This is a genomic window from Demequina pelophila (assembly GCF_000971175.1).
GTDB classification, from domain to species: Bacteria; Actinomycetota; Actinomycetes; order Actinomycetales; family Demequinaceae; genus Demequina; species Demequina pelophila.
The window spans coordinates 118488-141198 of the sequence record NZ_BBLY01000005.1; the positions used below are offsets into that span (position 1 = coordinate 118488).

Consider the following 22711-nt stretch of genomic DNA (forward strand, 5'->3'; position numbering starts at 1 on the left):
GCGTGGAACCATAGGGGCCAATGGACCCCCTCGAACCTCACGACCGGGACGCGCCCGCCACCCCGGCGCGCCATGCCCGGCCGCGCCGGGCGGGGGTGGCCGCATGGGTGGTCGCGATGGTCGCGGTCGGCGCGCTCGCGTTCTCGGCCGCGTACGCGGGCACGGTGGTGGAGAGGCTCGACTCGACGCTGGGCGCCAACGCCCAGGACGTCACCGAGATCGTCGGCACCGCGCGCCCCGTCGTCTCGCACGACCCCGAGGACCCGGACGCGGGCAAGGCCCTGAACATCCTCCTGATGGGCTCGGACACGCGCGCCGGGGACGACAACCAGGCGCTCGGCGGCGGCGACGTGGCCGGCATGCGCAACGACACCACGATCCTGGTGCACATCGCGGGCGACCGCAGCCGCATCGACGCGGTGTCGATCCCCCGCGACGCCCAGGTCGAGATCCCCGAGTGCCGGCTCCTCGACGGGTCGACCGTCCCGGCGGCGTCGGGCGACTTCAACATCGCGTTCGCCAACGGCGGCCAGCGCGGCAACGCCGGCGAGGCCGCCGCGTGCACCATCCGCGCCGTCGAGGAGCTCACCGGCGTCTTCATCCACCACTGGATGGTGGTCGACTTCGCGGGATTCATCGGCATGGTCGACGCGCTCGGCGGCGTCCCCATGTGCATCCCCGAGCGGATCGTGTCCGAGAAGGCGCACCTCGACCTCGAGCCGGGGCCCCAGGTGCTCGACGGGGAGACCGCCCTGGGATTCGCGCGGCTGCGCACCGCGGAGGTGGGCGACGTGTCCGGCTCCGACCTCCAGCGCATCACCCGCCAGCAGCTGCTGCTGTCGCAGGTGGCCCGCACGGTCGTGTCGAAGAACCTCCTCACCGACACCGGAGAGCTCACGCGCTTCGTCCGCGCCGCCGCGGAGTCCGTCGCGATGGACACGGAGCTCGCGGACGTCCCCTTCCTCGTGGGCCTCGCCTTCGCGCTGCGCGGGATCGACCCCGACGCGATCGAGTTCACCACCGCGCCGTGGGCGTATACGGAGGACCGCCTCAACGTCGAGCTCACCGACGACGCCGCGCAGGTGTGGGACGATATGCGCAGCGACCGACCGCTGTCCGTGACCGCGGAGGGCGACGCGAGCTCGGAGTGGGACGACGGCCGGACGGCCTCGACCGCCACCGCGGATGCGGAGGATGCGGACGCCTCGACCGCCACCGAGGGCGCGCGTCCGTCCCCGTCGAGCCCGGCGTCGTCACCGACGCCGCACGTCACGTCCCCGGTCGAGGAGCTGCTCAACGAGTGCCGATAGGGTGCGCGTCGGAACGTGAGCCGACGCGCGCGCGTTAGGCCAGCACGCCCGCGCCTCGGCGCACCGACCTTGGAGACCATGTGACCGTCGAGGTGACCCCGACTTCTCGCCGCCTGCGCCACGCCACGCGCGTGCCGGCCCACCGGACGCTCGGCGCGATCCTCGCCGTGCTCGCCGCGGTGACGGGATTCGGGCTCGTGTTCGTCGAGACCAGCCTGGACCGCATCGACGACGGCTTCACCACGCACGACATCAGCGCGCTGCTGCCGGCCGTCACCGAGGACCCGGACGCGGAGCCCGTCGACCCGTCGAGCGGCGAGTCGATCGACATCCTCCTGCTCGGCTCCGACACCCGCATCGGCGACGACAACCAGGCCCTGGGCGGCGGCGACGTGGACGGCATGCGCAACGACACGACGATCATCGCCCACATCTCGGCCGACCGGCAGCGCATCGAGCTGGTCTCCATCCCGCGCGACTCGCGCGTCCGGATCTCCGAGTGCCGCATGCTCGACGGCTCGCTCACCTCCGCCACGACGGGCAAGTTCAACATCGCCTTCGCCAACGGCGGCCAGAACGGCAACGTGGGCGAGGCGGCCGCGTGCGTCGCGTCGACCATCTACGACCTCACGGGCATCCGCATCGACCACTACGCGGTGGTCGACTTCGCCGGCTTCATCGGCATGGTCGACGCGCTCGACGGCGTGCCCATGTGCATCCCCAACGACGTCTACTCCGTCAAGGCGAACCTGGACCTCAAGGCGGGCGCGCAGGTGCTCGACGGCGAGACCGCGCTGGCGTGGGCACGCGCCCGCACCGGCGAGGGCCTGGGCGACGGCACGGACCTCATGCGCATCGAGCGCCAGCAGGAGCTGCTGACCAACATGGCGCGCAAGGCGCTGGGCCTCAACATGCTCACGGACGCGACCAAGGGCACCGCCTTCGTCAACGCGCTCGCCCAGTCGCTGACCATGGACCCCGAGCTGGGCGACTCGCACTACCTGCTCGGGCTCGCCTGGAGCCTGCGCAACTTCGACACGAAGAACCTGTACATGACGACGACGCCGTGGCACTACCCCACGGACAACAACGGCGACGTCGTGTGGACCGAGCCCGACGCGACCGAGCTGTGGGCCCGGCTGCTCGCCGACGAGCCGATCGACCCCGACTACGACGACGGCTCGGCGCCCGAGCCCTCGGCCACGGAGGCCACCGGGTCCGCCGACGCGGACGGCGCCGCCACCCCGAGCGAGACGACCGACGCCACCGAGGACACCACCGAGGAGGCCACCGCGGAGGCGACGGACGAGCCCGCCGACGAGCCCTCGGAGACCGCCGACCCGGAGCCCTCCGCCACCGAGTCGACCTCCACGCCGACCGTGTCGAGCACGCCCGAGCGCGAGACCGAGCAGGACATCCTCAACAGCTGCGGCTGAGCCGTGCGCCGTCCCGCGAGGGACGATGCACGGGCCGGCTCACGCCTCGCGCAGCGCCGCCCCCTTGGCGTACGCGAGGTCGCGCAGGTCCTCCTGGAAGCGCGCCATGCGCGCGCGCAGGCGGTCCGCCTCGGCGCCCTCGCCCGCGCTCAGAATGCGAGCCGCCAGCAGCCCCGCGTTGCGGGCGCCGCCGATCGACACCGTGGCGACGGGGACGCCCGCGGGCATCTGCACGATCGACAGGAGCGAGTCCATGCCGTCGAGGTGCTTGAGGGGCACGGGGACCCCGATCACGGGCAGCGTGGTCACGGACGCCAGCATGCCCGGCAGGTGGGCGGCGCCGCCCGCGCCCGCGATGATGACGCGCAGCCCGCGCGCGGCCGCCTCGTGGCCGTACGCGATCATCTGCTCCGGCATGCGGTGCGCGGACACCACGTCCTTCTCGTAGGACACGCCGAACTCGTCGAGCGCCTCCCCCGCGGCCCGCATCACCGGCCAGTCCGAGTCGGACCCCATCACGATTCCCACGGTCACGCTCATGCCGCACCTCCGTCCCTCACGATAGCGGCGGCCGCGACGGCCCTCGCATAGGCCTCCTCGGCCGTCGCGGCGGACACGTTCACGTGGCCCACCTTGCGGCCGGGGCGCACCGTCTTGCCGTACAGTTGGACCCGGGCCGTCGCATCGTCCACCGCCGCGAGCGCGTCCGTGAGCGTCGCGCGGGACCCGCCCAGCACGTTCGCCATCACGGTCGCGGGCGCGAGCGGCGTGGCGGCGCCCAGCGGGAGGTCGAGGACCGCGCGCAGGTGCTGCTCGAACTGGCTGGTGACGGCGCCGTCGAGGGTCCAGTGGCCGGAGTTGTGCGGGCGCATCGCGAGCTCGTTGACCAGCACGCGGTCCCCCGCGAGGAACAGCTCCACGGCGAGCACGCCGGTGACGTCCAGCCCCTCCGCGACGGTGCGGCCGATCGCGGCGGCCTGCTCCGCGAGCGCCGGGTCGAGGTGCTGCGCGGGCGCGATCACCTCGGAACACACGCCGCGGCGCTGGATCGACTCGACCACGGGCCAGGCCTCGATCGCCCCGGAGGGCCGGCGCGCCACGAGCGCGGCCAGCTCCCGGTCGAAGGGCACCTTCTCCTCGACGAGCACCCGCGGCCCGCCCTGGGACGATGCGCGGAGCCAGTCAGTCGCCTCGCTTGCGTCCGAGATGACGCGCACGCCCTTCCCGTCGTAGCCGCCGCGGGCGGTCTTGAGCACCGCCTCGCCGCCGTGGGCCGCGAGGAAGGCCTCGACGTCCGCGAGGGACTCGACGTGCGCCCACGCGGGCCCGGGCAGGCCCAGCGCATCCATGCGGGTGCGCATCTCGATCTTGTCCTGGGCGAACAGGAGCGCGTGCGGGCCGGGCCTGGCGGGCACGCCCGCGTCGGCCGCCGCCTCGAACACCTCGGCGGGGATGTGCTCGTGCTCCCAGGTGAGCGCCGCGGGACGCGGGTGCGCGAGCAGCCGCGCGACGGCGTCGGGGTCCGTGGGCAGGCCCACGACGGTCTCGTGGGCGGGCAGGGCGGCGGCTGCCTCGCGCGACTCGACGAGCACGCGGAGGGTGATGCCCAGCGCCGTGGCGGGGGCCGCCATCATGCGCGCGAGCTGGCCGCCGCCGACGACGGCGACGATCGGATGCATGGGGACAACCTACCGGCGCTAGCCTTGATCCCCATGACACTCCTGACCTGGCTGCGCGGGAAGGCGGGCGAACTCGCCCGCTTCTCCGTGGTCGGCGTCGCCGGAATCTTCGTGAACCTGGGCACCTTCAACCTCCTGCGGCTGGGCCCGCTCCACCCGGACGTCTCGCTCGCCGGCAACGACGACCGGGTCGTCACCGCGAAGATCATCGCGACCCTCGTGTCGATCGTGTTCGCCTGGGCGGCCCACCGCCACTGGACGTTCCGCGGCGGCTCGCGTCACCATCCCGTGCGGGAGCTCGCGCTGTTCGGCCTGGTCAACGGCGCGGCCATCGCGGTCGAGGCGACGGCGGTCGCGATCAGCCACCACGGCCTGGGCTTCACGAGCCTGCTCGCGGACAACGTCGCCTCGCTCGTCGGCATCGGGATGGGCACCGTCACGCGGTACGCCGGCTACTCGAGGTTCGTCTTCGCCGCGGCGGGGGACGATGCGCGGGCAGGGGACGATGCCCAGGCCCAGGCCGGCGCGGGGTCCGGCGGCGACCGGGCCCAGGCGCCCTTCCGCTCCTAGCCTCGGCGGCGGGGCCGCACCCGGCGGCCGTGGGGCACGATCTCCTCGATCTCGACCATCGTGGGCACGCCCTGGAGGAAGACCGCGAAGGTGGCCGGCGCGCGCTGCGCGAGCTCGAGGCGGCCGCCGTCGGCGGTGACCAGGTCGCGGGCCAGGGCGAGGCCCAGGCCCGTGCCCTTGCCGCTGGTGACCTCGCGCTCGAAGATGCGCCCGGCGAGGTCCTCGGGCACACCCTCGCCCTCGTCGCGCACCTCGATGACCACGGCGTGGTTGGGGCCCGAGTCGCGGGCGGTCACGCGCGTGGTGCCGCCGCCGTGCTTGAGCGAGTTCTCGATGAGGGTCGCGAGCACCTGGGCGAGGCCGCCGGGGGTGGCGAACACGGTCGCGTCGGTGGACACGACCACGAGCCGCCGGCCCGCGTTGAGGAAGGCCGGCCCCCACTCGGCGCGCTGCTGCTCGAACACCTCGTCGAGCTGGACCAGTTCCGTGCCCGAGCCGAGCGCGCGGCGCGAGCGCCCCAGCAGCTCGTCGACCACGCCCACGAGGCGCTCGACCTGCTCGAGCGACTTCTCGGCCTCCTCGCGCACCTCCGGCTGGTCCGAGAGCACGGAGATCTCCTCGAGCCGCATCGACAGCGCGGTGAGGGGCGTGCGCAGCTGATGCGACGCATCGGCCGCGAACTGGCGCTCGGTCGCCAGGCGCGCCGCCATCCGGTCGGCCGAACGCGACAGCTCCTCCGCCACCAGGTCGATCTCCTCGATGCCCGTCTTCTCGAGGCGCGGGCGCACCTGTCCGGATCCCAGCTGCTCGGCGCTGGCCGCGAGGTACACGAGCGGCGCGGAGAGCCTGTTGGCCTGCCATGTGCCCATGGCGACGCCCGCCATGATCGCGACCACGCCGGACACCACGACGAGCGCGACCAGGCGCGCCGCCTCCCAGAACACGTCCCAGCGGGACATGTACGCGAGCACGACGATGCCGGACTCGGTCGACTCGCTCTGCGTGTAGCTGGGCGAGGGCCGCTCCCCCGCGGTGAGCTCGGTGCCGTCGGGCAGGCGCACGTAGATGTACGAGGGCGAACCCTGGCGGGTCGAGACGTAGGACGCGACGTTCGCCTCGGTGACCGTCTCCCCCGACTGGTACCGGGCGTCGAGGGCGCGCGCGGCGAGGCCCGCGCGCAGGTCGAGGTCGCGCAGCGCGTCCTCGCGGACGATCTGCATGGCGGCGATCGCGAGCGGGACGCCCAGCATGATGACCGCCACGGCGAGGGCCGAGACGGTCGCGACGAGGACGCGACGCCTCACGGGCCGTTACGCGCCGTTCTCGAAGCGGAAGCCCATCCCTCGCACCGTGGTGATGAACTGCGGACGGGTCGCGTCGTCGCCCAGCTTGCGCCGCAGCCACGACACGTGCATGTCGAGCGTCTTCGACGGGGCACCCGCCTCGGCGGCCCACACCTCGCGCATGAGGGTGTCGCGCGACACGACCGAGCCCGCGTTCTGGACCAGCACGTGCAGGAGGTCGAACTCCTTGCCGCTCAGCTGCAGCTCGTCGCCGTCCAGGTACGCGCGGTGGCCCGCGACGTCGACCCGCACGCCGCCCACCTCGATCTCCCCGGACGCCTCCGCACCGGTGCGTCGGCGCAGCAGGGCGCGGACGCGGGCGAGCAGCTCGGCGAGCCGGAACGGCTTGGTCACGTAGTCGTCGGCACCGGCGTCGAGGCCGACCACCAGGTCCACCTCGTCGGCGCGCGCGGTCAGCATGAGAATCGGGACCTGCAGGCCCTGGTCGCGGATGCGTCGCGCGACGTCGACGCCGTCGATGTCCGGCAGGCCGAGGTCGAGGATGACGAGGTCGGCCTCGCCGGCCCCCCCGACCCCGCCCACGCCCGTGCCGTGCCACTCGACGTCGTACCCCTCACGACCCAAAGCACGGGTCAAAGGTTCTGAAATGGTCGGGTCATCTTCGACCAAAACAATACGAGTCATGGAAGCACACTACCGGGCGCGCGGCACTTTGCAATGACGCGCCCCCGCGCGTTCCGCGGGCGGAGCCCTCACACTACGCTGGGGCCGCGTGACGGAAGCACCCCTGGCACCCGCGCCGCGTCGCGCCCGGCTCGTGGCGCTGCCCGAGCGCCTCGTGCACCTGCTGGTCTGCCTCGCGCTGGCTGCGGGCGCGTGGGTGAGCGTCGGCCTCCATCTCCCCTGGACCGTGCTGCCCACCGCCGGCCTGCTCGCCGCGGCGACCTGGCGCATCGTCCCCCGCCCCGTCCGGGCGACCGCCGCCCAGGCGCGGGGAGCGCTGGTCGCGACCGCGGGCGCCGCGCTGTGGGCCGTCGCCAACGGCATCATGTCCGCGGAGTACCTCATCGTGGTCCGCGATCCCGGCTTCCTCACCCTGTCGGGCATGTGGCTCGTGGACCACCCGCACACCGACATCCCCGCGCTGGGCGCGCCCGAGGCCGCGGCCGTGTCCGGCACCGTGCTCCCCGACGCGTCGCAGGCATGGAACCTGCTGGGCGACGCGGTGCAGCCGCAGGGCGCCAAGATGCTGCCCGCGCTCATCGCGGTGGGCGGCTGGGTGGGCGGCGACCGGGGCGTGCTCGTCGCGAACGCGGTGGTGGGCGCCGTGGGCGTGCTCGTGGTGTACGTGCTCGCCCGGCGCCTGCTGGGCCCCATGGCCGCGCTCGCACCCGCGGCCGCCGTGGCGCTGTCCGTGGGACACATCGGCCTGTCGCGTCCGGCCTACACCGAGCCGCTCACGCTCGTGCTCGCGCTCGCCTCCGTCGTGTGGCTGTGGCGCGGGGTCGCGGACCGGCGCCTGTCCCCCGTGCTGCTGGGCGCGGCGACCTCCGGCGCGATCGCGTTCATCCGGATCGACGGCGCGGCCCTCGCGGTCGGGATCCTCGCCGGCGCGGTCCTCGCGCTCGCGCTCGCCGACGGTCCCCGCACGCGCCGGGCCGGCCACGCGCTCGCGGTGACGGCGACCCAGGCGGCCGTCCTCGCGGCGGGCTACGCGTCCGCGTGGCGCTGGAGCGAGGCCTACGTCGAGCGGCTGGGCGACCAGACGCGGCTGCTCATGCTGGGCTACGGCGCCGTGACCGCGGCGATCGCGCTGTGGATCCTGCTGTGGCTCGCGGGCGCGGACCGGCTCGCGACCGGCGCGCGCCGCGTGCTGGGCCGGCGCGGCGCCATCGCGGTGGGCGGCACGCTCATCGCCGGGCTCGCCGTGCTCGCGTCGCGGCCGCTGTGGTGGGTGTCGCACCGCGGCACCGAGTCGAGCGTGGACCGCTTCACCAACACCGTGGTCGAGTCCTTCCAGCGCGCGCAGGGCCTCGAGGTGGACCCCACCCGCACCTATGCCGAGCACACGGTCGCATGGCTCAGCTACTACCTCACCTGGCCGCTCGTGATCCTGGGGATCCTGGGTCTGGGCCTGGGCGCGTACCGCGCCGTGCGGCGCGAGGGCGAGTGGGCGATCCTCCTCGGAGCCGTCCTGCCCACGTCGCTGCTGTACTTCTGGAATCCGGAGGTGGTGCCGGACCAGCTGTGGGCCTTCCGGCGCTTCGAGGCGGTGACCCTGCCCGGCCTCGCGATCGGCGCCGCGGTGGCGGCGTGGTGGATCGCGGCCCGCCTGGGCGATCGGCCGGGACCACGGCCGGGCGAGCGCGAGCGCACGGCCCGCCGCGTCGCCGCGGCCTCCTTCGTCGTGCTGCCGCTCAGCACCTGGGTGGCGGTCAACCCGGGCGAGGCGCACCCGATCTCCGCGGCGACGCCCGTGTTCGTGCGGGAGATGGGCGGCGCGCGCGACCAGCTCGCCGACCTGTGCGCGGTCGCTCCCGACCGGCCCATCATCCTCGCGGGCACGTCGAGCCACTTCGGCTCGCTGCGCGTGATGTGCGACCAGCCCACCGTGCTCGCGCTCGCCTCGCTCTCCCCAGCCCAGGTCGCCCAGATCGCGTCCGCGTGGGACACCGCGCCGGTGCTGCTGACGCGCAACGCCGACTGGTTCGAGTGGACCGCGGAGCCCCCGGTGATCCAGCGCTCCACGGTGCGCCAGGCGAGCTACACGCTCCAGGCCATCCCCCACACGTACTTCGATCGCGACTACGCGTGGGTCGCGGGCATCGTGGGCGACGACGGACGGCTGGTCCCGGTCACGCCCGCGGCGCTCGGCGGCGCGGGCGACGCCGCAGGCGACGCGGCGGTCGATGTCCCCAACCCCTGACGGGGACCGCCCGTCCACAGGACGGGCCGGGCGCGCCACCCCACCCGGGGACGATGCGCTGGCATGGTCGTCGTGCGCGTCACCGTGGAGGGGGTCGGAGACCTCGAGGCCAGGCCGGGGGCGACGCTCGCGCGGATTCTCGCCGCCGCGGGCGCCCCGGCCGCGGTGTGGTGCGGCGCGCGCCGCCTCGACCCCGACCATCCGGCAGGCGTCCACCCGCTGCTCGAGGGCGCACTGCTCACCGCGGGCCCCGGCGGGGAGAGCGCACCACCGCCCGGTCCCGCGCTGACCTGCGTCGCCGGCCCCGACGCGGGAGGGCTCCTCGCGCTGCCGACCGCCACGACGACGCTCGGCCGGGCGGGCCCGCACGCGATCGCCGATCCGCTGCTCAGCCGCGCCCACCTGCGCCTCGACCCCCGCGGCCGGGTCCGCGACGCGGGCTCCCGCAATGGCACCCTGCTGGTGCGCGCGGGACGGGCGCGACGGCTCGGGAGGCGCTGGGTCGCACTGGAGCACGGCGACCGGCTGCACGCGGGAGGCTCCGTGCTGGCGTGGAGCACCGATGACCCGCACGACCACCCGGGATCCCGCCCCACGGACCTCGTCGCGGACCTCCCCGCGGTTCCCCGCACGGGTCAGCTGACGGGTCGCCTGCCGGCCCTTGCCGCGAGCCTGGGCGCGGGGGTGACGCTCGCGGTCGCGCTGGGGCGCTGGTGGCTCGCCCTGGTGGCCCTCGCCCCGCTACTCGCGACGGCCGCACTGCCGCGGGGACGGCGGCACCGCCCGGCACCGCCGCCCTCGGGCCTCGACGGGCTCGCAGGCCTGGAGCACCCGATCGCGATCGTCGGCCCCGGAGGCGCCGAGGTCGCCCGCGCGCTCGCGCTCGCGACCGGCCGCGCCTCCCACGCCTGCCCCGAGACCTGGACCCGGTGGCTCGACGAAAGCGACGACCGCGGCATTCCCGCCGTCACCGTGGTGCCGGTGGGCGGCGCGCCGCCCACCGGCGCGCGGACCGTCCTGCGCACCGACGATCGCACCGTCATCCGCGCGGGCCGGTCCGTCCCGTGGACGCCGGCGCTCGTCTCGCCCGGGCGCGCGGACCTGGCGGCGCGCAGGATCGCGGGAGCGCGCAGCCCGGGCCTGCCCCGGCAGATCGCCTGGGCGGACCTTCCTCACGGCGAGACCGCCGGGACCGGGCGCGGTGCCGCCCGCGCGATGACCGTGCCGCTGGGGTTCTCCGACCAGGGGCCGGTGACGCTCGACCTCGACCGCGACGGCCCCCACGTCCTGGTCGCCGGCACCACCGGGGCGGGGAAGTCGGCGCTGCTCGAGACCCTCGTCGGCGCGCTCGCCGCCGCCCACGGCCCCGCCGACGCGACGGTCGCGCTGCTCGACTTCAAGGGCGGGGCGGGCCTCGCGGCGTGCGCGCGGCTGCCCCACGTCGCCGGCCTGCTCACGGACCTCGACGGCGGGCAGTGGCGGCGGGCGCTGCTGGGCCTGCGGCACGAGCTCGAGGGGCGCAAACGCGCGCTCGCGGGCGCCGGTCACTCGGGCTGGCACGCCTGGGAGGCCGCGGGCGCGCCGCCGCGCCTCGTCGTGGTCGTCGACGAGTTCCAGGAGCTCGCCGCGCGCGAACCGGCCTTCCTCCCGGAGCTCACCCGCCTGGCCGCGCAGGGGCGCTCGCTCGGCATGCACCTGATCCTCGCGACGCAGCGTCCCGCCGGGGCCGTCACTCCCGCCATCCGGGCCAACGTCGCCACCGTCATCGCGCTGCGGTGCGCCTCGGACGCGGAGTCCCGCGACCTCGTCGGGGACGCGGCGGCCGCGGCGCTGCCCGCCGACTGCCCGGGGCGCGCGATCGCCGTCGCGCCGGGCTGGCGGCGCACCTTCCAGGCGGCGCTCCCCCTCGCGACGCCCACGCCGGCGGCGGTCCGACTCGACGGCGAGCCGCCGGCGGCAGCACCGCTCACCACGCTCGCGCGCGAGGACGGCACGCGCGCCACGCCCCTGTGGCTGCCGCCGCTGCCGAGCACCGTCGATCCCGGCCCGGGCGCGATCGGCCTCGCCGACCTCACGGCCAGCCGCGAGCGCCGTGCCGTGTCGTGGGACCGCGCCGCCGGGCCGTGCGTGGTGGTCGGTCCCCGCGGGCCGGAGCGCGCGCGGGCGCTGAGGGCGGTGCTCGCCGCGACCCCGGGCGCCTGGATGCTCCCCGAGGACCCCCGGGAGGCGGCGCGCACGGCGCACCTGGCGCTCGAGGCTCGCCCCCCGGCGCTCGTGGTGGACGACGCCGCGGTCGCCTGCGAGCGCCTCGACGCCGCGGGGTTGGGCCCAGGCGAGGCGACGCTCGAGGCCCTCTCCCGTACCGTGCCCGTGGCGCTCGTCGCGGGGCCCGGCTGGAGCCCCCGGTGGGCGGCGCGCGCGGGACTGGTGGTCCTGCTCGCCGGCCTCGATGCGACCGAGGCGATCCTGTGGGGCGCGCCACCGGAACTCGCCGCCACGCCGGCCGGCCCCGGCGCCGCCGTGGCCCGCCTGGAGACCGGGTGGGCGGAGCTGCGCCTCACGGATCCCGCACCGGTCGCGCCCCCGTCGCCGTGCCGCCCGCTCGTGGTGCACGGCCCCCTGGGACCCGAGGCGATCGGCGTCGCGGGCGACCGGGCACGGCCCGCGATCCTCGACGCGGACCGGGTCACGGTGGTCGGGGACCCCTCACCCGAGCGCGACCACGCGGCCGCGGTGTTGGGCGCGGCGGGGGCCCGGGTGGAGTGCGCCGTCAGCCCGCTCGGGCACGCGGGTCTGCTGGCGATCGTGGGACCCACGCCCCGCCGCCTGCGCGCCTGGGGGATCGACGTCGAGCCCGGGCTCGCGGACCCTCGGCCGGTCGCGGGACGGATCCTGCTCGCGCGCGACGGGCGCGCGAGCCTGGTTCAGCTGCGCCCGGACGTCTCCTCGCGGTCCCGGATCGCGCGGATCACGGGCACGCACGCCACCGCGCCCAGGACTCCCAGTCCCACCGCGGCCCACCCCAGCAGCGGCATGCCGTCGATCACCGAGGCCCCCACCGCGGCCTGAAGCGCCTGCCACGTCAGCAGCGCGGTCACGGCCCAGCCCGCGCCCCGCACCACCGCCCAGGCGAGGCCGCCCAGCGCCGCCGCGGTGAGCACCCCCGCGGCCGCCAGCCCCCAGGCGAGGTCGCCGCCACCGGCGACCGGTGCATCGTCCCCGGTCACGGCGGCGATCGCCGTGGCGACGGCCATCGCCGCCAGCCCCGCGCCCTCGACAGCCGCGACGGCCGCCGCACACGCGCGCCAGGCCCTTTCCCGGGACCTCGGTCCGTTGTGGAGACGGCTCGCGGCCGTTGATTCATCGCTTGTGAAATGTCGCACAGGAAACACCTCTTGAAACCTGTTCGTTACCTATGCGAGCCTGGATCCAGTTCAAGTGACACCGGCGCCTCGACCCCCATACCACCCCCGCGGGGTTCGACGCGCCATGCTACCCCTAGGAGAGCCCATGGATTGGCGCAACAACGCGGCCTGCCTCGAAGTCGACGACCCGGAGCTGTTCTTCCCGGTCGGCAACACGGGCCCCGCGCTCGTGCAGATCGAGAAGGCCAAGGCCGTCTGCGGCGGCTGCGACGTGCGCGACACCTGCCTCCAGTGGGCCATGGAGCACAACCAGGACTCCGGCGTCTGGGGCGGCCTGTCCGAGGACGAGCGCCGCTCGCTCAAGCGCCGGGCCGCGCGCGCCCGCCGCGCCGCCAAGTAGGCCAAGCAGACCAGGGCCCGGCCCGCGCTCACCGCGCGGGCCGGGCCCTGTCGTCTGTCCCGGGGGCCGCGCCGGTGCGCCCCCGACAGCGGCGCACCGCGCCGGCTGCCGTCACAGGCGCGGGTCGGACGCCCGCTCCTCGACGCGCGCCCGCACGTCGACCACCGAGCCGACCTCCGCGGCGCGCCACTCGATCGAGCCGGACAGCTCGTTCTGCACGAGCGTGCGGACGATCTGCGAGCCGAGCCCGGACGGATCCGTGCTGATGCCCACGCCGTCGTCGATGATCTCGACCGTGAGCGCGTCGCCGTCGCGCAGCGCGTTGACGGTGATGGTGCCGCGCTCGCGGCCCTCGAAGCCGTGCTCGACGGCGTTGGTCACCAGCTCGGTGATGACGAGCGCGAGCGAGGACGCGTACTGCGCGGGGATGAGCCCGAACTCGCCCTTGTTCAGGATGCGCACCTGCGTGTCCGGCGACGCGACCTCCGCCGCCATGCGGATCGAGCGCGACACGAGCTCGTCGAAGTTCACCAGCTCGTCGAGGGTGCCCGACAGCGTCTCGTGCACCAGCGCGATCGTGGACACGCGCCGCATCGCCTCCGCGAGGGCCTCCTTGGCCTCCTCGGCCTTGACCCGGCGCGACTGCAGCCGCAGCAGCGCCGCGACCGTCTGCAGGTTGTTCTTGACCCGGTGGTGGATCTCGCGGATGGTCGCGTCCTTGGTGATCAGCTCGCGCTCGCGGCGGCGCAGGTCCGACACGTCGCGGCACAGCAGCACCGCGCCCACCCGGTTGCCGTGGTCGGACACCGGGATCGCGCGCAGGGACAGGCAGGCGCCGTTCGCCTCGAGGTCGGTGCGCCAGGCCGCGCGACCGGCCACCACCAGTGCGAGGGTCTCGTCGACGAAGCCCACGTCCTCGAGCAGTTCGCTGGTCACGCGCGGCAGCGATTTGTTCATCAGCGAGCCGTGGACGCCCAGGCGGTGGAAGCACGACAGCGCGTTGGGACTCGCGTAGGTGACGTGACCCACCGCGTCGAGGCGCAGCACGCCGTCGCCCACGCGCGGCGCGCCGCGACGCGGGCCCGTGGTGGTCGTGTGGACCGGGAACTCGCCCCGCGTCACCATCCGCAGCAGGTCGTCGGCCGCGCCCTTGTAGTTGAGCTCGAGACGGCTGGACGAGCGCGACACCGCCTGCGACACCTCGCGGGTGATGAGCGCGACGGCGCGGCCGTCCATCATCACCGGCAGCGCATCCTCGCGGACCGCGTAGGTCTCGTCCCAGCGAGGCTCGCGCGAGGCGACGATCCCGCCCTCCTCGAGCGCCCGGCGCAGGTGCGCGACCCGGCCCGCGGAGGCGGGCTGGCCCACCACGTCGTCCAGGTGGACGGTGGGGCCCGTGGACGGACGGCACTGGGCGACGGCGACGAACGAGTCCCCGTGCTGGCGCCACAGCACCAGGTCCGCGAAGCTCAGGTCCGCGATGATCTGCCAGTCGGAGACCAGCAGCGCGAGCCAGTCGGCCTCCGCATCGGTCACGGGGGTGAAGGTCTCGATCGTCTCGCGCAGGGTGGCCACGGCAGTAGCCTAGGACGCCCACGCCGTCGCGATAGCCTGAGGGCCGGGGGTTCCACTCGTGAAGATCACACACCAGCATCGGTTCGCCGCGAGCATCGACCAGGTGGTCGCCATGCTCCAGGACCAGGATTTCCAGCGCGCCCGCGCCGAGTCGACCGGCGCGGTGTCCGTCGACGCCGACGTCGACGTGCGCTCGAACGGCGCCTTCACGGCCGTCGCCCGCCGCCTGGTGCCCACCGGCTCGATCCCCGCCGAGATGCGCTCGTTCCTGGGCAAGGAGCTCACGATCACCTACACGGAGGCCTGGGAGGCCCCGGACGGCGACGAGCGCGTGGGCACCTTCGCCGTCGACGTGGCAGGCGCGCCCGGGCACGTCGCGGGGGCCGTGAGCCTGCGTCCCGCCGGCGACGGCACCGAGTTCCTGGCCACGGGCGACGCGGTCGCCAACGTGCCCTTCGTCGGGGCGATGATCGAGCAGGCCGTCGCGCGCACGGTGGAGCGCGCCTTCGTGGCCGAGCTCGCGGCCGCGGACGCCTGGCTCGCTCGGTGAGTCGCGCGGGCGACCTCGCACTCGTCCTGATCGGCGGCGCCCTGGGCGGCGCCGCCCGCATCGGCCTCCAGGAGCTCCTCCCCGCCGACCCGTCCCCGTTCCCCTGGGACCTGCTCGCGATCAACGTGGTCGGCTCGACGCTGCTCGCGGCCGTGGTCGCGCGCACGCAGGCGCGCGGCCCGTGGGCCGGCTTCCCCGCGATCGGCCCCGGGTTCTTCGGCGGCTTCACCACGTTCTCCTCGCTCGCGGTGCTGCAGTGGTCGGCCGGGGTCCCCGGCTGGGCCGCCGCGGCCGCGCTCGCGGGCACCATCGCGGCGTGCGTGGGCGGCGCCCTGGTCGGCTGGGCCCTGGGCGACCGGCCGCGCACTCCCGTCGACGTGCGCGAGGTGCTCGAGGAGGAGAACGAGTGAGCGGCTGGGCCTACGTCGCCGCGATCCTGGGCTGCGGCCTGGGCGCGTGCGCGCGCTTCGCGCTCGGCTGGCTCGACGCGCGCCGCACCTTCCCGTGGCCTACCGTCGCGGCCAACGCGCTCGGCGCGGCGCTCCTGGGGGCCGTGGTCGCGGCGGGGGACGATGCGCTGCTCTCCCCCGCGTGGACGTTCGCCCTGGGCACGGGGGTCGCGGGCGGCCTGTCGACCTTCTCCTCGCTCGCGGTGGACGTGGTGGTGCTCGCCAAGGCGGGCCGCCGCGGCGCGGTCGCCGCGTACGTGGGCGCGACCCTCGCCGTGGGCCTCGCCGCGGCCTGGGCCGGCTACGCGCTGGTCCGCGCCCTCGCCTGAATCAGCGCGCGCACCGCGAGCCCCACGACGAGCACGCCCGCGGCCGCCGCGATCGCGACCGGGGGCAGCCACGCCATCAGCCCCACGCACAGCGCGAGTCCCAGCGCGCTGAGCGGCCGCGCCATCCGCCACCCGGCCACGTGCCCGGCGCCCGCCGCGCGGAACGCGGCCGCGTTCGCGACGGCGTAGTACAGCAGCACCGCGAACGAGGACATCGCGATCGCGAGGGTCAGATCGCCCCACCACGCGAGGCCCACCGCGGCGAGCGCGGAGGCGCCCTCGGCCAGCGCGGGCACGCCGCGCGAATTCTGCCGGGCGAGCCTGCGCGGCAGGTCGCCCGCGCGGGCCATCGCCATCGCGGTGCGGCCCACGCCCGCGGTGAGCGCCAGCAGGGATCCCGCGGCGGCGACCGCCGCGGCCGCCGTGATCAGGGGAACCGGCAGCCAGGACCCGGCCACCGCATCGGCCACCGGCGCCGTCGATCCGGCGAGGTCGTCTCCCAGGGCCCGCGGCAGCACGAGCGCGAGCATGAGGTACACCGTGAGGACCAGCGTGAGCGCGCCGCCGATCGCGCGGGGGATCACCCGCGCGGGGTCGCGGACCTCCTCCCCGAGCGTCGCGATGCGCGCGTAGCCGGCGAAGGCGAAGAACAGCAGCGGCGCGGCGGCGAGCACGCCGGTCCAGCCGGGGCCCGAGCCGACCGAGGCGCCCGGCGCCTGCTCCGCCGCGGCCGGCACCAGCAGCAGCACCGCGATGACGAAGCCGGCGATCGCGATGGACGCGCCCGCGGTGCGGGTGATGCCGCGCGAGTTGAGTGCCCACGAGGCGGCGATCGCGACGGTCGCGACGAGCGCGGGCCGCTCGGGCCACACGTACACCCCGATCGCGAGCCCGATCGCCGCGACGGACGCGGTCTTGCCGAGCACGAAGCCCAGGCCCGCGAGGAATCCGGGCCACTCCCCCAGTTCCGCGCGGCCGAACGCGTACGCCCCGCCGGCGACCGGGTGGACCGCGGCGAGCTGCGCGGTCGAGCCGGCGTTGAGAACCGCGACGAGGCCCGCAAGCGCGACCGCCCACGGGAGGAGGCCTCCGGCGGCGGCGGCCGCGGGACCCCAGACGACGAAGACTCCGGCGCCGAGCATGGAGCCCAGCCCGATGGCAGTGGCCCCGGCGAGGCCCACGCGGCGTGCGGTCACGCGCCCAGGCTAGCCACGGGCGCCGCCGCGGGGAATGGGCTACGGCGGGTGGAGCGGGGTCAGCCCTGGGGGTTGCCCTCGAGCTCGTCGTGGACCAGCTCGTCGACCTGGGTCTCGCCGGCCTCGGACTCGGCCACCGCGTTGGCGGCGCCGCGCGGGCGGCCCGCACGCACCCAGGCCCAGTACAGGCCGCCGGCGACGATGAAGGTCGCGGCGAGCGAGCCGAGCGCCGCGGGGCGCATGACGTTGGCGACCAGGGTGAAGCCCACCGCGAGCGCGGCGACGGCGTTGATGGTCACCCAGAACGGCCGGCGCTCGCGCCATGCGAAGGTCGCCATGGCGATGAGGCCCATGAGGAAGCTGACGAAGACCGCGACGGCGTAGAACAGGACCAGCTTCTGCTCCTCGGCGCCCGCGGCGGTCACCACGATGGCGGAGGTCACCAGAAACACGAGCACGCCCACGATGGGCACGTGGTGGGTGTTGGTGCGGCCCAGCACGGCGGGCAGCACGCCGTGGCGCGAGGCGCCGTGCTCGGAGCGGGCGAGGGCCTTGAGCAGGCCGGGTCCGGCCTGGAAGGAGGACGATGCGGCGGACAGCAGCAGCAGCGCCGTCGCCCCCTGGAAGGCGGCGAAGATCGCGGGGGACGATGCTGCGCGCGCCAGCTCCGCGACGAGCGTCGAGTCCTCGCCCGGGAGCTGGACGTTGAGCCACACGACGGCCGCGGTCATGGACAGGGTGAGCGTGCCGACGATGCCGAGCGTGAGCCACAGGGCCCAGCGGCCGAAGGACTTGCGGCCGTCGTCGTCGAGCTGGGCGAGCTGCGCGATCGCGGAGGACGGCGCCTCGATGCCGGTCGCGAGCGCCATGGCGACGGGGAACGCGAGCGCGACCGTGAGCGGCGCGCCGTGGAGCAGGCCGGTGTAGGGCTCCGCGGGCACCTGCGAGGTGCCCAGCACGGGGACCAGCACGGACACCGCGGCGGCGATGAAGAGCATGGTGAGCAGCGCGAAGACCGCGCGGCCCATGTGGCCGAACCACATGAGGCCGGCGACCACGACGAGCAGGCCCAGCGCGAGCGGCAGGCGCCACGGCGCGAGCGCGGGCAGGTAGGACACGATCGCGGCCGAGCCCGCCGCGACGGAGATCGCGATGGTGAGCACGAAGTCGACGACGAGCGCGCCCATGGGGATGAAGGAGAAGCCCTCGCCGAAGGCGCGGCCCGTCGCCGCGGCGGAGCCTCCGCCCTCCGGGAAGCGGGCGACCAGCTGGTGGTAGCTGGTGACCACCAGCGCGACCACGAAGACCACGGCGGACATCGCCGGCAGGAGGAGCCCGAGGTTGCCGTCGAGCGCGCGCAGCGCCGCCTCGATCGCGTAGGCGACGGAGGAGACGGGGTCCGCCATCACGGAGAAGGCGAAGGCGATCAGCAGCGCGGTGCGTCCGTGGAGCCAGCGGACGCCGGCTCGAGGTGCGGTGGTCGGGTGGCTCACAGGGGCCCCTTCATCGGTCGACGAGCGGGACCACGGGTGCGCGGTCCGACGAAGAGCGTAAGCACACCAATGTCCGAATCGCGAGACTTGTGTCCCGGGCGGGGCGTGGCGGACGCCGGCGCGAGGACCGGCTCCGTCCCTGGTGCGAGCGTCGCGAGCGCCTCGTCAGCGGCGGGGCGGGCCGCCCCAGGCGTCGAACGCGGCGCGCGCCTCCTCGCGCCCCACCCCGATCATCTCGGTGGCGCGGTGGAAGTCGAGCGTGCCGCACGAGTCGGACGGGATCTCGATCATGACGTCCGGCGGGTAGCCGGCGAGCCGGTAGCGCTGGAGCGAGTTCTGGATGGTCTGGAGCGCCCGGTCGAACACGTCGAGGGTGGTGACGTCGAAGGGCTGGGTCGCACCGTCTCCGGCCTCCGGGGACGATGCGCCGGGCGGCCCGGGCATGGAGGCGGGCTCGTCCGCGGGCGCCACCGCGCGCTCGGTGTCGTCCTGTGCCCCCTCGCCCTGACTCCCCCCACCCTGACCCCCGTCACCCCGTGGCCAGAAGCGGTCGCCGATCATCCCCAGCAGCCGCGGCTCCGCGATGTGGACGGTGGGCAGGCGCAGCCGGGGAAGCCTGGCGAGCGGCCCCGAGTCCGCGTTCACCGGCGGTTTGGCCGCGTTGCCCCCCACGAAGGTGCCGGCCAGGTTGACGCCCACCGTCGCATCGGCCCGTACCGAGGCGAGCGGGATCACCGGGACCGGGTTGAGGATGCCGCCGTCCGCGAGAAGCCGGCCGTCCCGCTGGACCGGCGTGATCACCGTGGGGATCGCGATCGACGCGCGGATCGCGTCGACCAGCGAGCCCGAGGTGAACCAGACCTCGGACTGCGACAGCAGGTCCGTCGCGACCGCGGTGTACGGGATCGGGAGGTCCTCGATGCGGGTGTCGCCCAGGATGTCGCTGATGCGGCGCATGATCTTGTCCGCCCGCATGGCTCCCGCGCCCTTGAAGGCGGGGTCCATCATCCACAGCACGTCGCGACGCGACATCGACTCGACCCACTCGCGGTAGGCGCCAAGGCCGCCGGCCGCCCACAGCCCGCCGACGAGCGCGCCCATGGAGGAGCCGGCGACGCCGACGACCTCCCAGCCGCGCGCCTCGATCTCCTCGAGGACGCCGATGTGCGCGTAGCCGCGCGCCCCGCCGCTGCCGAGCGAGAGGGCGATGGTCGGTCGGGAGTCGGTCACTGGCTCAGGCTAACCGCCGGGACCGACCCCCGGACCACGCCTAGTGGATGGCCTCCGTCGCGGCGCGCTCGATCGCGAGGCCCGCCTCGTACTGGGCGAGCCACGCGCGGTAGCCCTCCACGTCCGCCGCGACGGGCTCGGCGACGTCGAGCGCCGCGCCCGCGAACACCTGGTCGGACAGGTACGCGCTCAGGTCCGCGGTCGCGCCCGTGCGGACGAACTCCGCGAGCACCGCGATGCCCCACGCGCCGCCCTCGGAGGCGGTGTCGCCCACCGTGACGGGCGCCTCGATCGCGGCGGCGAGCAGCCGCTGCGCCACGCCCGCGGTGCGGAACATGCCGCCGTGCGCGAACATCGAGTCGAGCTTCACGCCCTCGCCGTGGAGGACGTTCATGCCCAGGCTGAGCGTGCCGAAGGCGCCGTAGAGCTGGGTGCGCATGAAGTTCGCGAGCGTGAGGCGGCTGCCGGGCGTGCGCACGAACAGCGGGCGGCCCTCCGCGAGGCCCGTGATGGGCTCGCCGGACAGGTAGTTGTAGGCGAGCAGGCCGCCACCGTCAGCCTCGCCCTCGAGCGCGGCGCCGAAGAGCGCGGCGAACACGGCGTCCGAGCCGCCCTCGACGCCCATCGCGGCCGCGAACTCCGTGAAGACGCCGGCCCAGGTGCCCAGCTCCGAGGCGCCGTTGTTGCAGTGCACCATCGCGACCAGGTCGCCGGCCGGGGTGGTGACGATGTCGAGCTCCTCGTGCACGCTCTCCAGCGGCTTCTCGAGCACGACCATGGCGAAGATCGAAGTGCCGGCGCTGATGTTGCCGGTGCGCGGCGCGACCGCGTTCGTCGCGATCATGCCGGTGCCGGCGTCGCCCTCGGGCGGGCACACGGCGGCGCCTGCCTGGAGGCCGCCGGTCGGGTCGAGCAGCTCCGCGCCCTCGAGCGTGAGCGCGCCGGCATCCTGCCCGGCCACGAGCACCTCGGGGAGGATCGCACGGACGTCGAGACCGGGCTGGCGGGCGTCGACCAGGCCCTGGAAGCGACCCAGCATGTCCGCGTCGTAGTCGCGCGTGGCCGGGTCGATGGGGAACATGCCCGAGGCGTCGCCGACGCCCAGCACCTTGCGGCCGGTGAGGCGCCAGTGCACGTAGCCCGCGAGCGTGGTGAAGAAGGCGACGTCCGGGACGTGCGCCTCCTGGTCCAGGATCGCCTGGTAGAGGTGCGACGCCGACCAGCGCAGTGGGAAGTTGAAGCCGAGCACCTCGGTGAGCTCCGACGCGGCGGCCTCCGTGGTGGTGTTGCGCCACGTGCGGAACGGGACCAGCAGCTCGTCCTGGGCGTCGAACGCGAGGTAGCCGTGCATCATCGCGGACACGCCGAGCGCGCCCACGGAGGTCAGGCGAACGCCGTGCTCGCGCTCCACGTTGGCCACGAGGTCCGCGAAGGCCGCCTGGAGGCCCTCCCACACGGACTCGAGCGGGTAGGTCCACACGCGGTCGACGAACTGGTTCTCCCACGCGTGGCTGCCGGTCGCGATCACCGCGTGGTCCGGACCGATCAGGCACGCCTTGATGCGGGTCGAGCCGAGCTCGATCCCCAGCGCCGTGCTTCCCTCGCGAATCGCCTCGACCACGTCGACCTGCTGCTGCGCCATCGCCGCCACCCCTCGATCTGTTGATGGGCGCCCCTCGCCGGGCGCCGATGTGAACGTTGTCCAAAAGGGTACGGCCCCGAGAGGGGCCGTTGAACCTCACGGTCCCGTGCATCGTCCCCTGAACCGGGCGATCCCGCCACCGTGCGGGCCGTTCCGGGGACGATGCGCCGGCCCGGAGAACGAGAAAGGCCCGGACCAGATGGTCCGGGCCTTTCTCGATTCGTAGCGGGGACAGGATTTGAACCTGCGACCTCCGGGTTATGAGCCCGGCGAGCTACCGAACTGCTCCACCCCGCGTCGGCGAGTTGCAACTGTACACCACCCGCGGGGCTGGGTCCAAATCGCGTCCGGCTCGCTAGGGTCGAGGCATGAGCGACAGCACTCCCGATCCCTCCGCCCCGCGCGATCCCTTCGAGCCGCCGACCACCCCGCCGGGCATGATTCCGGGGGCCTCGGCGCCCGGCATGATCCCCGGTGCCGCGGCCCCCGCCGGCTACGGCGCCTACCAGGCGGGCGCACCCCAGTCGGGCGCGCCCCAGGGCCCGCTGCTCGATCGCAACGGCCAGCTCGTCGAGCCGCCCGTCACCCTGGCCAAGGCGTTCTTGATCGTCACCGGCGCGGTCGCCGCGCTCACCGTGATCGGCGCGGTGCTTGTCCCGGGCGAGGTGGACGCGATTCGCGACACTCTCGAGACCGGCGAGCTCAACGTGACGGCCGGGGTGTTCCTCCAGACGCTCACCCCGCTGCTCATGGTCGCCTCCCTGGTGACCTACGGGCTCTGGGCGAGCCGCATCCGCCGCAACGTCGAGGCGGCCGGTCGCCCCGCCGGAGGGCCGCGATCGGTCGAGTGGTGGGGATGGTTCGTGCCTCTCGGCAACATGGTCCTGCCCGTGTGGGGCGCGCGGGCCATCTCCCGCGGCGCGGTCGGCTGGGGCGTCCTGCTCGGTTGGTGGCTGCCGTGGCTCGCCAGCCAGGGCGCTCAGGGTGCCGCGGGCGCCGCGCAGTTCATGGCGATCGACATCACGAGCGGGGAGCTCACGAACCCCGAGGCACTCGACCAGATCGTGCCCCTCACGTGGATCTCCGCGGTCGCGATCGTGATCTCGTGGGTGTTCCTCCGCGCCTACGTCGCAGGCACCACCGCGCGCCACCTCGAGGCAGCGCGCGCGCAGGCATAGGGCGGGGGCGCGGGTGCCTGCCCGCGGGTGCCTGCTCGCGGGTGCCTGTCCGCGGGTGCCTGCTCGCGCGGGTGCCGCT

Annotated in this window: 19 protein-coding genes and 1 tRNA gene; 10 read left to right on the forward strand and 10 right to left on the reverse strand. The window is 74.9% G+C overall.

Features of this window, described 5'->3' with window-relative positions; genetic code table 11:
- The first annotated feature begins 20 nt into the window (after positions 1-20).
- Together AOM03_RS08580 and AOM03_RS08585 are read left to right on the forward strand one after the other, a co-directional pair.
- Entirely contained in the window at positions 21-1310 is a 1290-nt protein-coding gene (locus tag AOM03_RS08580; RefSeq protein WP_062380365.1) for an LCP family protein, read from the forward strand.
- A gap of 80 nt (positions 1311-1390) precedes the next feature.
- Positions 1391-2746, forward strand: coding sequence for an LCP family protein (locus AOM03_RS08585; protein ID WP_062380367.1), 1356 nt, complete (start codon positions 1391-1393; stop codon positions 2744-2746).
- Positions 2747-2785: 39 nt separating this feature from the next.
- Here the strand turns inward: AOM03_RS08585 and purE are convergent, their stop codons facing one another.
- Positions 2786-3286 (reverse strand): 5-(carboxyamino)imidazole ribonucleotide mutase, encoded by a 501-nt coding sequence (gene purE / locus AOM03_RS08590; RefSeq protein WP_062380369.1) that lies wholly within the window; start codon positions 3284-3286, stop codon positions 2786-2788.
- Positions 3283-4425: a 5-(carboxyamino)imidazole ribonucleotide synthase gene (locus tag AOM03_RS08595; RefSeq protein WP_062380370.1), complete on the reverse strand. Its 1143-nt coding sequence runs from the start codon at positions 4423-4425 to the stop codon at positions 3283-3285. The genes purE and AOM03_RS08595 overlap by 4 nt, the downstream gene beginning before the upstream one ends.
- 33 nt (positions 4426-4458) lie before the next feature.
- On the opposite strand from AOM03_RS08595, the gene AOM03_RS08600 reads away from it, so the two are divergent.
- Positions 4459-4995, forward strand: coding sequence for a GtrA family protein (locus AOM03_RS08600; RefSeq protein WP_062380372.1), 537 nt, complete (start codon positions 4459-4461; stop codon positions 4993-4995).
- On the opposite strand, the gene AOM03_RS08605 is transcribed toward AOM03_RS08600, so the two are convergent.
- The gene (locus AOM03_RS08605; RefSeq protein ID WP_062380375.1) at positions 4992-6299 is read right to left on the reverse strand and encodes a sensor histidine kinase; all 1308 of its coding nucleotides are present in this window, start codon (positions 6297-6299) and stop codon (positions 4992-4994) included. The genes AOM03_RS08600 and AOM03_RS08605 overlap by 4 nt on opposite strands.
- A gap of 6 nt (positions 6300-6305) precedes the next feature.
- A complete protein-coding gene (locus tag AOM03_RS08610; protein WP_062380377.1) occupies positions 6306-6983 on the reverse strand; it encodes a response regulator transcription factor in 678 nt (225 codons plus the stop codon).
- Positions 6984-7071: 88 nt separating this feature from the next.
- On the opposite strand from AOM03_RS08610, the gene AOM03_RS08615 reads away from it, so the two are divergent.
- The 3 genes from AOM03_RS08615 (at position 7072) to AOM03_RS08625 (ending at position 12990) form a co-directional block, all read left to right on the forward strand.
- Entirely contained in the window at positions 7072-9225 is a 2154-nt protein-coding gene (locus AOM03_RS08615) for a glycosyltransferase family 39 protein (RefSeq protein ID WP_156157685.1), read from the forward strand.
- 63 nt (positions 9226-9288) lie between these two features.
- The gene (locus tag AOM03_RS08620) at positions 9289-12294 is read left to right on the forward strand and encodes an FtsK/SpoIIIE domain-containing protein (protein ID WP_062380381.1); all 3006 of its coding nucleotides are present in this window, start codon (positions 9289-9291) and stop codon (positions 12292-12294) included.
- 441 nt (positions 12295-12735) lie between these two features.
- Positions 12736-12990: a WhiB family transcriptional regulator gene (locus AOM03_RS08625; RefSeq protein WP_062380383.1), complete on the forward strand. Its 255-nt coding sequence runs from the start codon at positions 12736-12738 to the stop codon at positions 12988-12990.
- Between the two features lie 111 nt (positions 12991-13101).
- Here AOM03_RS08625 and AOM03_RS08630 read toward each other — a convergent pair whose 3' ends face one another.
- Positions 13102-14565, reverse strand: coding sequence for a sensor histidine kinase (locus AOM03_RS08630; protein ID WP_062380386.1), 1464 nt, complete (start codon positions 14563-14565; stop codon positions 13102-13104).
- A gap of 58 nt (positions 14566-14623) precedes the next feature.
- Between AOM03_RS08630 and AOM03_RS08635 the strand changes: the two genes are divergently transcribed.
- Genes AOM03_RS08635 through AOM03_RS08645 form a run of 3 tightly spaced genes read left to right on the forward strand, consistent with a single transcriptional unit; the run spans position 14624 to position 15893 of the window.
- Positions 14624-15115 (forward strand): DUF2505 domain-containing protein, encoded by a 492-nt coding sequence (locus tag AOM03_RS08635; protein WP_062380388.1) that lies wholly within the window; start codon positions 14624-14626, stop codon positions 15113-15115.
- The gene (locus tag AOM03_RS08640; protein ID WP_062380390.1) at positions 15112-15525 is read left to right on the forward strand and encodes a CrcB family protein; all 414 of its coding nucleotides are present in this window, start codon (positions 15112-15114) and stop codon (positions 15523-15525) included. Before AOM03_RS08635 ends, AOM03_RS08640 begins: the two co-directional genes overlap by 4 nt.
- The gene (locus AOM03_RS08645) at positions 15522-15893 is read left to right on the forward strand and encodes a fluoride efflux transporter FluC (protein WP_062380392.1); all 372 of its coding nucleotides are present in this window, start codon (positions 15522-15524) and stop codon (positions 15891-15893) included. The genes AOM03_RS08640 and AOM03_RS08645 overlap by 4 nt, the downstream gene beginning before the upstream one ends.
- Here AOM03_RS08645 and AOM03_RS08650 read toward each other — a convergent pair.
- The 5 genes from AOM03_RS08650 to AOM03_RS08670 form a co-directional block, all read right to left on the reverse strand.
- Complete coding sequence (locus AOM03_RS08650) at positions 15866-17089, reverse strand: APC family permease (protein ID WP_227589942.1); 1224 nt, start codon at positions 17087-17089, stop codon at positions 15866-15868. The two genes, AOM03_RS08645 and AOM03_RS08650, sit on opposite strands and share 28 nt — an antisense overlap.
- 59 nt (positions 17090-17148) lie before the next feature.
- Positions 17149-18582 carry an APC family permease gene (locus tag AOM03_RS08655; protein ID WP_082092278.1) on the reverse strand — a complete coding sequence of 478 codons (1434 nt, stop codon included), beginning with the start codon at positions 18580-18582 and terminating at the stop codon, positions 17149-17151.
- Positions 18583-18747: 165 nt separating this feature from the next.
- On the reverse strand, positions 18748-19812 hold the full coding sequence (locus AOM03_RS08660) for a patatin-like phospholipase family protein (protein WP_062380394.1): 1065 nt from the start codon (positions 19810-19812) through the stop codon (positions 18748-18750).
- A 40-nt stretch (positions 19813-19852) separates the two neighbouring features.
- The gene (locus AOM03_RS08665) at positions 19853-21454 is read right to left on the reverse strand and encodes a xylulokinase (protein ID WP_062380396.1); all 1602 of its coding nucleotides are present in this window, start codon (positions 21452-21454) and stop codon (positions 19853-19855) included.
- Between the two features lie 223 nt (positions 21455-21677).
- Positions 21678-21751 (reverse strand) — tRNA-Met (locus AOM03_RS08670).
- A 71-nt stretch (positions 21752-21822) separates the two neighbouring features.
- Between AOM03_RS08670 and AOM03_RS08675 the strand changes: the two genes are divergently transcribed.
- Complete coding sequence (locus AOM03_RS08675; RefSeq protein WP_062380398.1) at positions 21823-22632, forward strand: DUF4328 domain-containing protein; 810 nt, start codon at positions 21823-21825, stop codon at positions 22630-22632.
- The last annotated feature ends 79 nt before the right edge of the window (positions 22633-22711 follow it).

What these genes read in the sequence shown, in the direction of transcription:
- AOM03_RS08580 (WP_062380365.1), top strand. Translation starts at nt 21, where the DNA reads ATGGACCCCCTCGAACCTCACGACCGGGACGCGCCCGCCACCCCGGCG.
- purE (WP_062380369.1), bottom strand. Translation starts at nt 3,286, where the DNA reads ATGAGCGTGACCGTGGGAATCGTGATGGGGTCCGACTCGGACTGGCCG.
- AOM03_RS08595 (WP_062380370.1), bottom strand. Translation starts at nt 4,425, where the DNA reads ATGCATCCGATCGTCGCCGTCGTCGGCGGCGGCCAGCTCGCGCGCATG.
- AOM03_RS08600 (WP_062380372.1), top strand. Translation starts at nt 4,459, where the DNA reads ATGACACTCCTGACCTGGCTGCGCGGGAAGGCGGGCGAACTCGCCCGC.
- AOM03_RS08610 (WP_062380377.1), bottom strand. Translation starts at nt 6,983, where the DNA reads ATGACTCGTATTGTTTTGGTCGAAGATGACCCGACCATTTCAGAACCT.
- AOM03_RS08620 (WP_062380381.1), top strand. Translation starts at nt 9,289, where the DNA reads ATGGTCGTCGTGCGCGTCACCGTGGAGGGGGTCGGAGACCTCGAGGCC.
- AOM03_RS08625 (WP_062380383.1), top strand. Translation starts at nt 12,736, where the DNA reads ATGGATTGGCGCAACAACGCGGCCTGCCTCGAAGTCGACGACCCGGAG.
- AOM03_RS08665 (WP_062380396.1), bottom strand. Translation starts at nt 21,454, where the DNA reads ATGGCGCAGCAGCAGGTCGACGTGGTCGAGGCGATTCGCGAGGGAAGC.
- AOM03_RS08675 (WP_062380398.1), top strand. Translation starts at nt 21,823, where the DNA reads ATGAGCGACAGCACTCCCGATCCCTCCGCCCCGCGCGATCCCTTCGAG.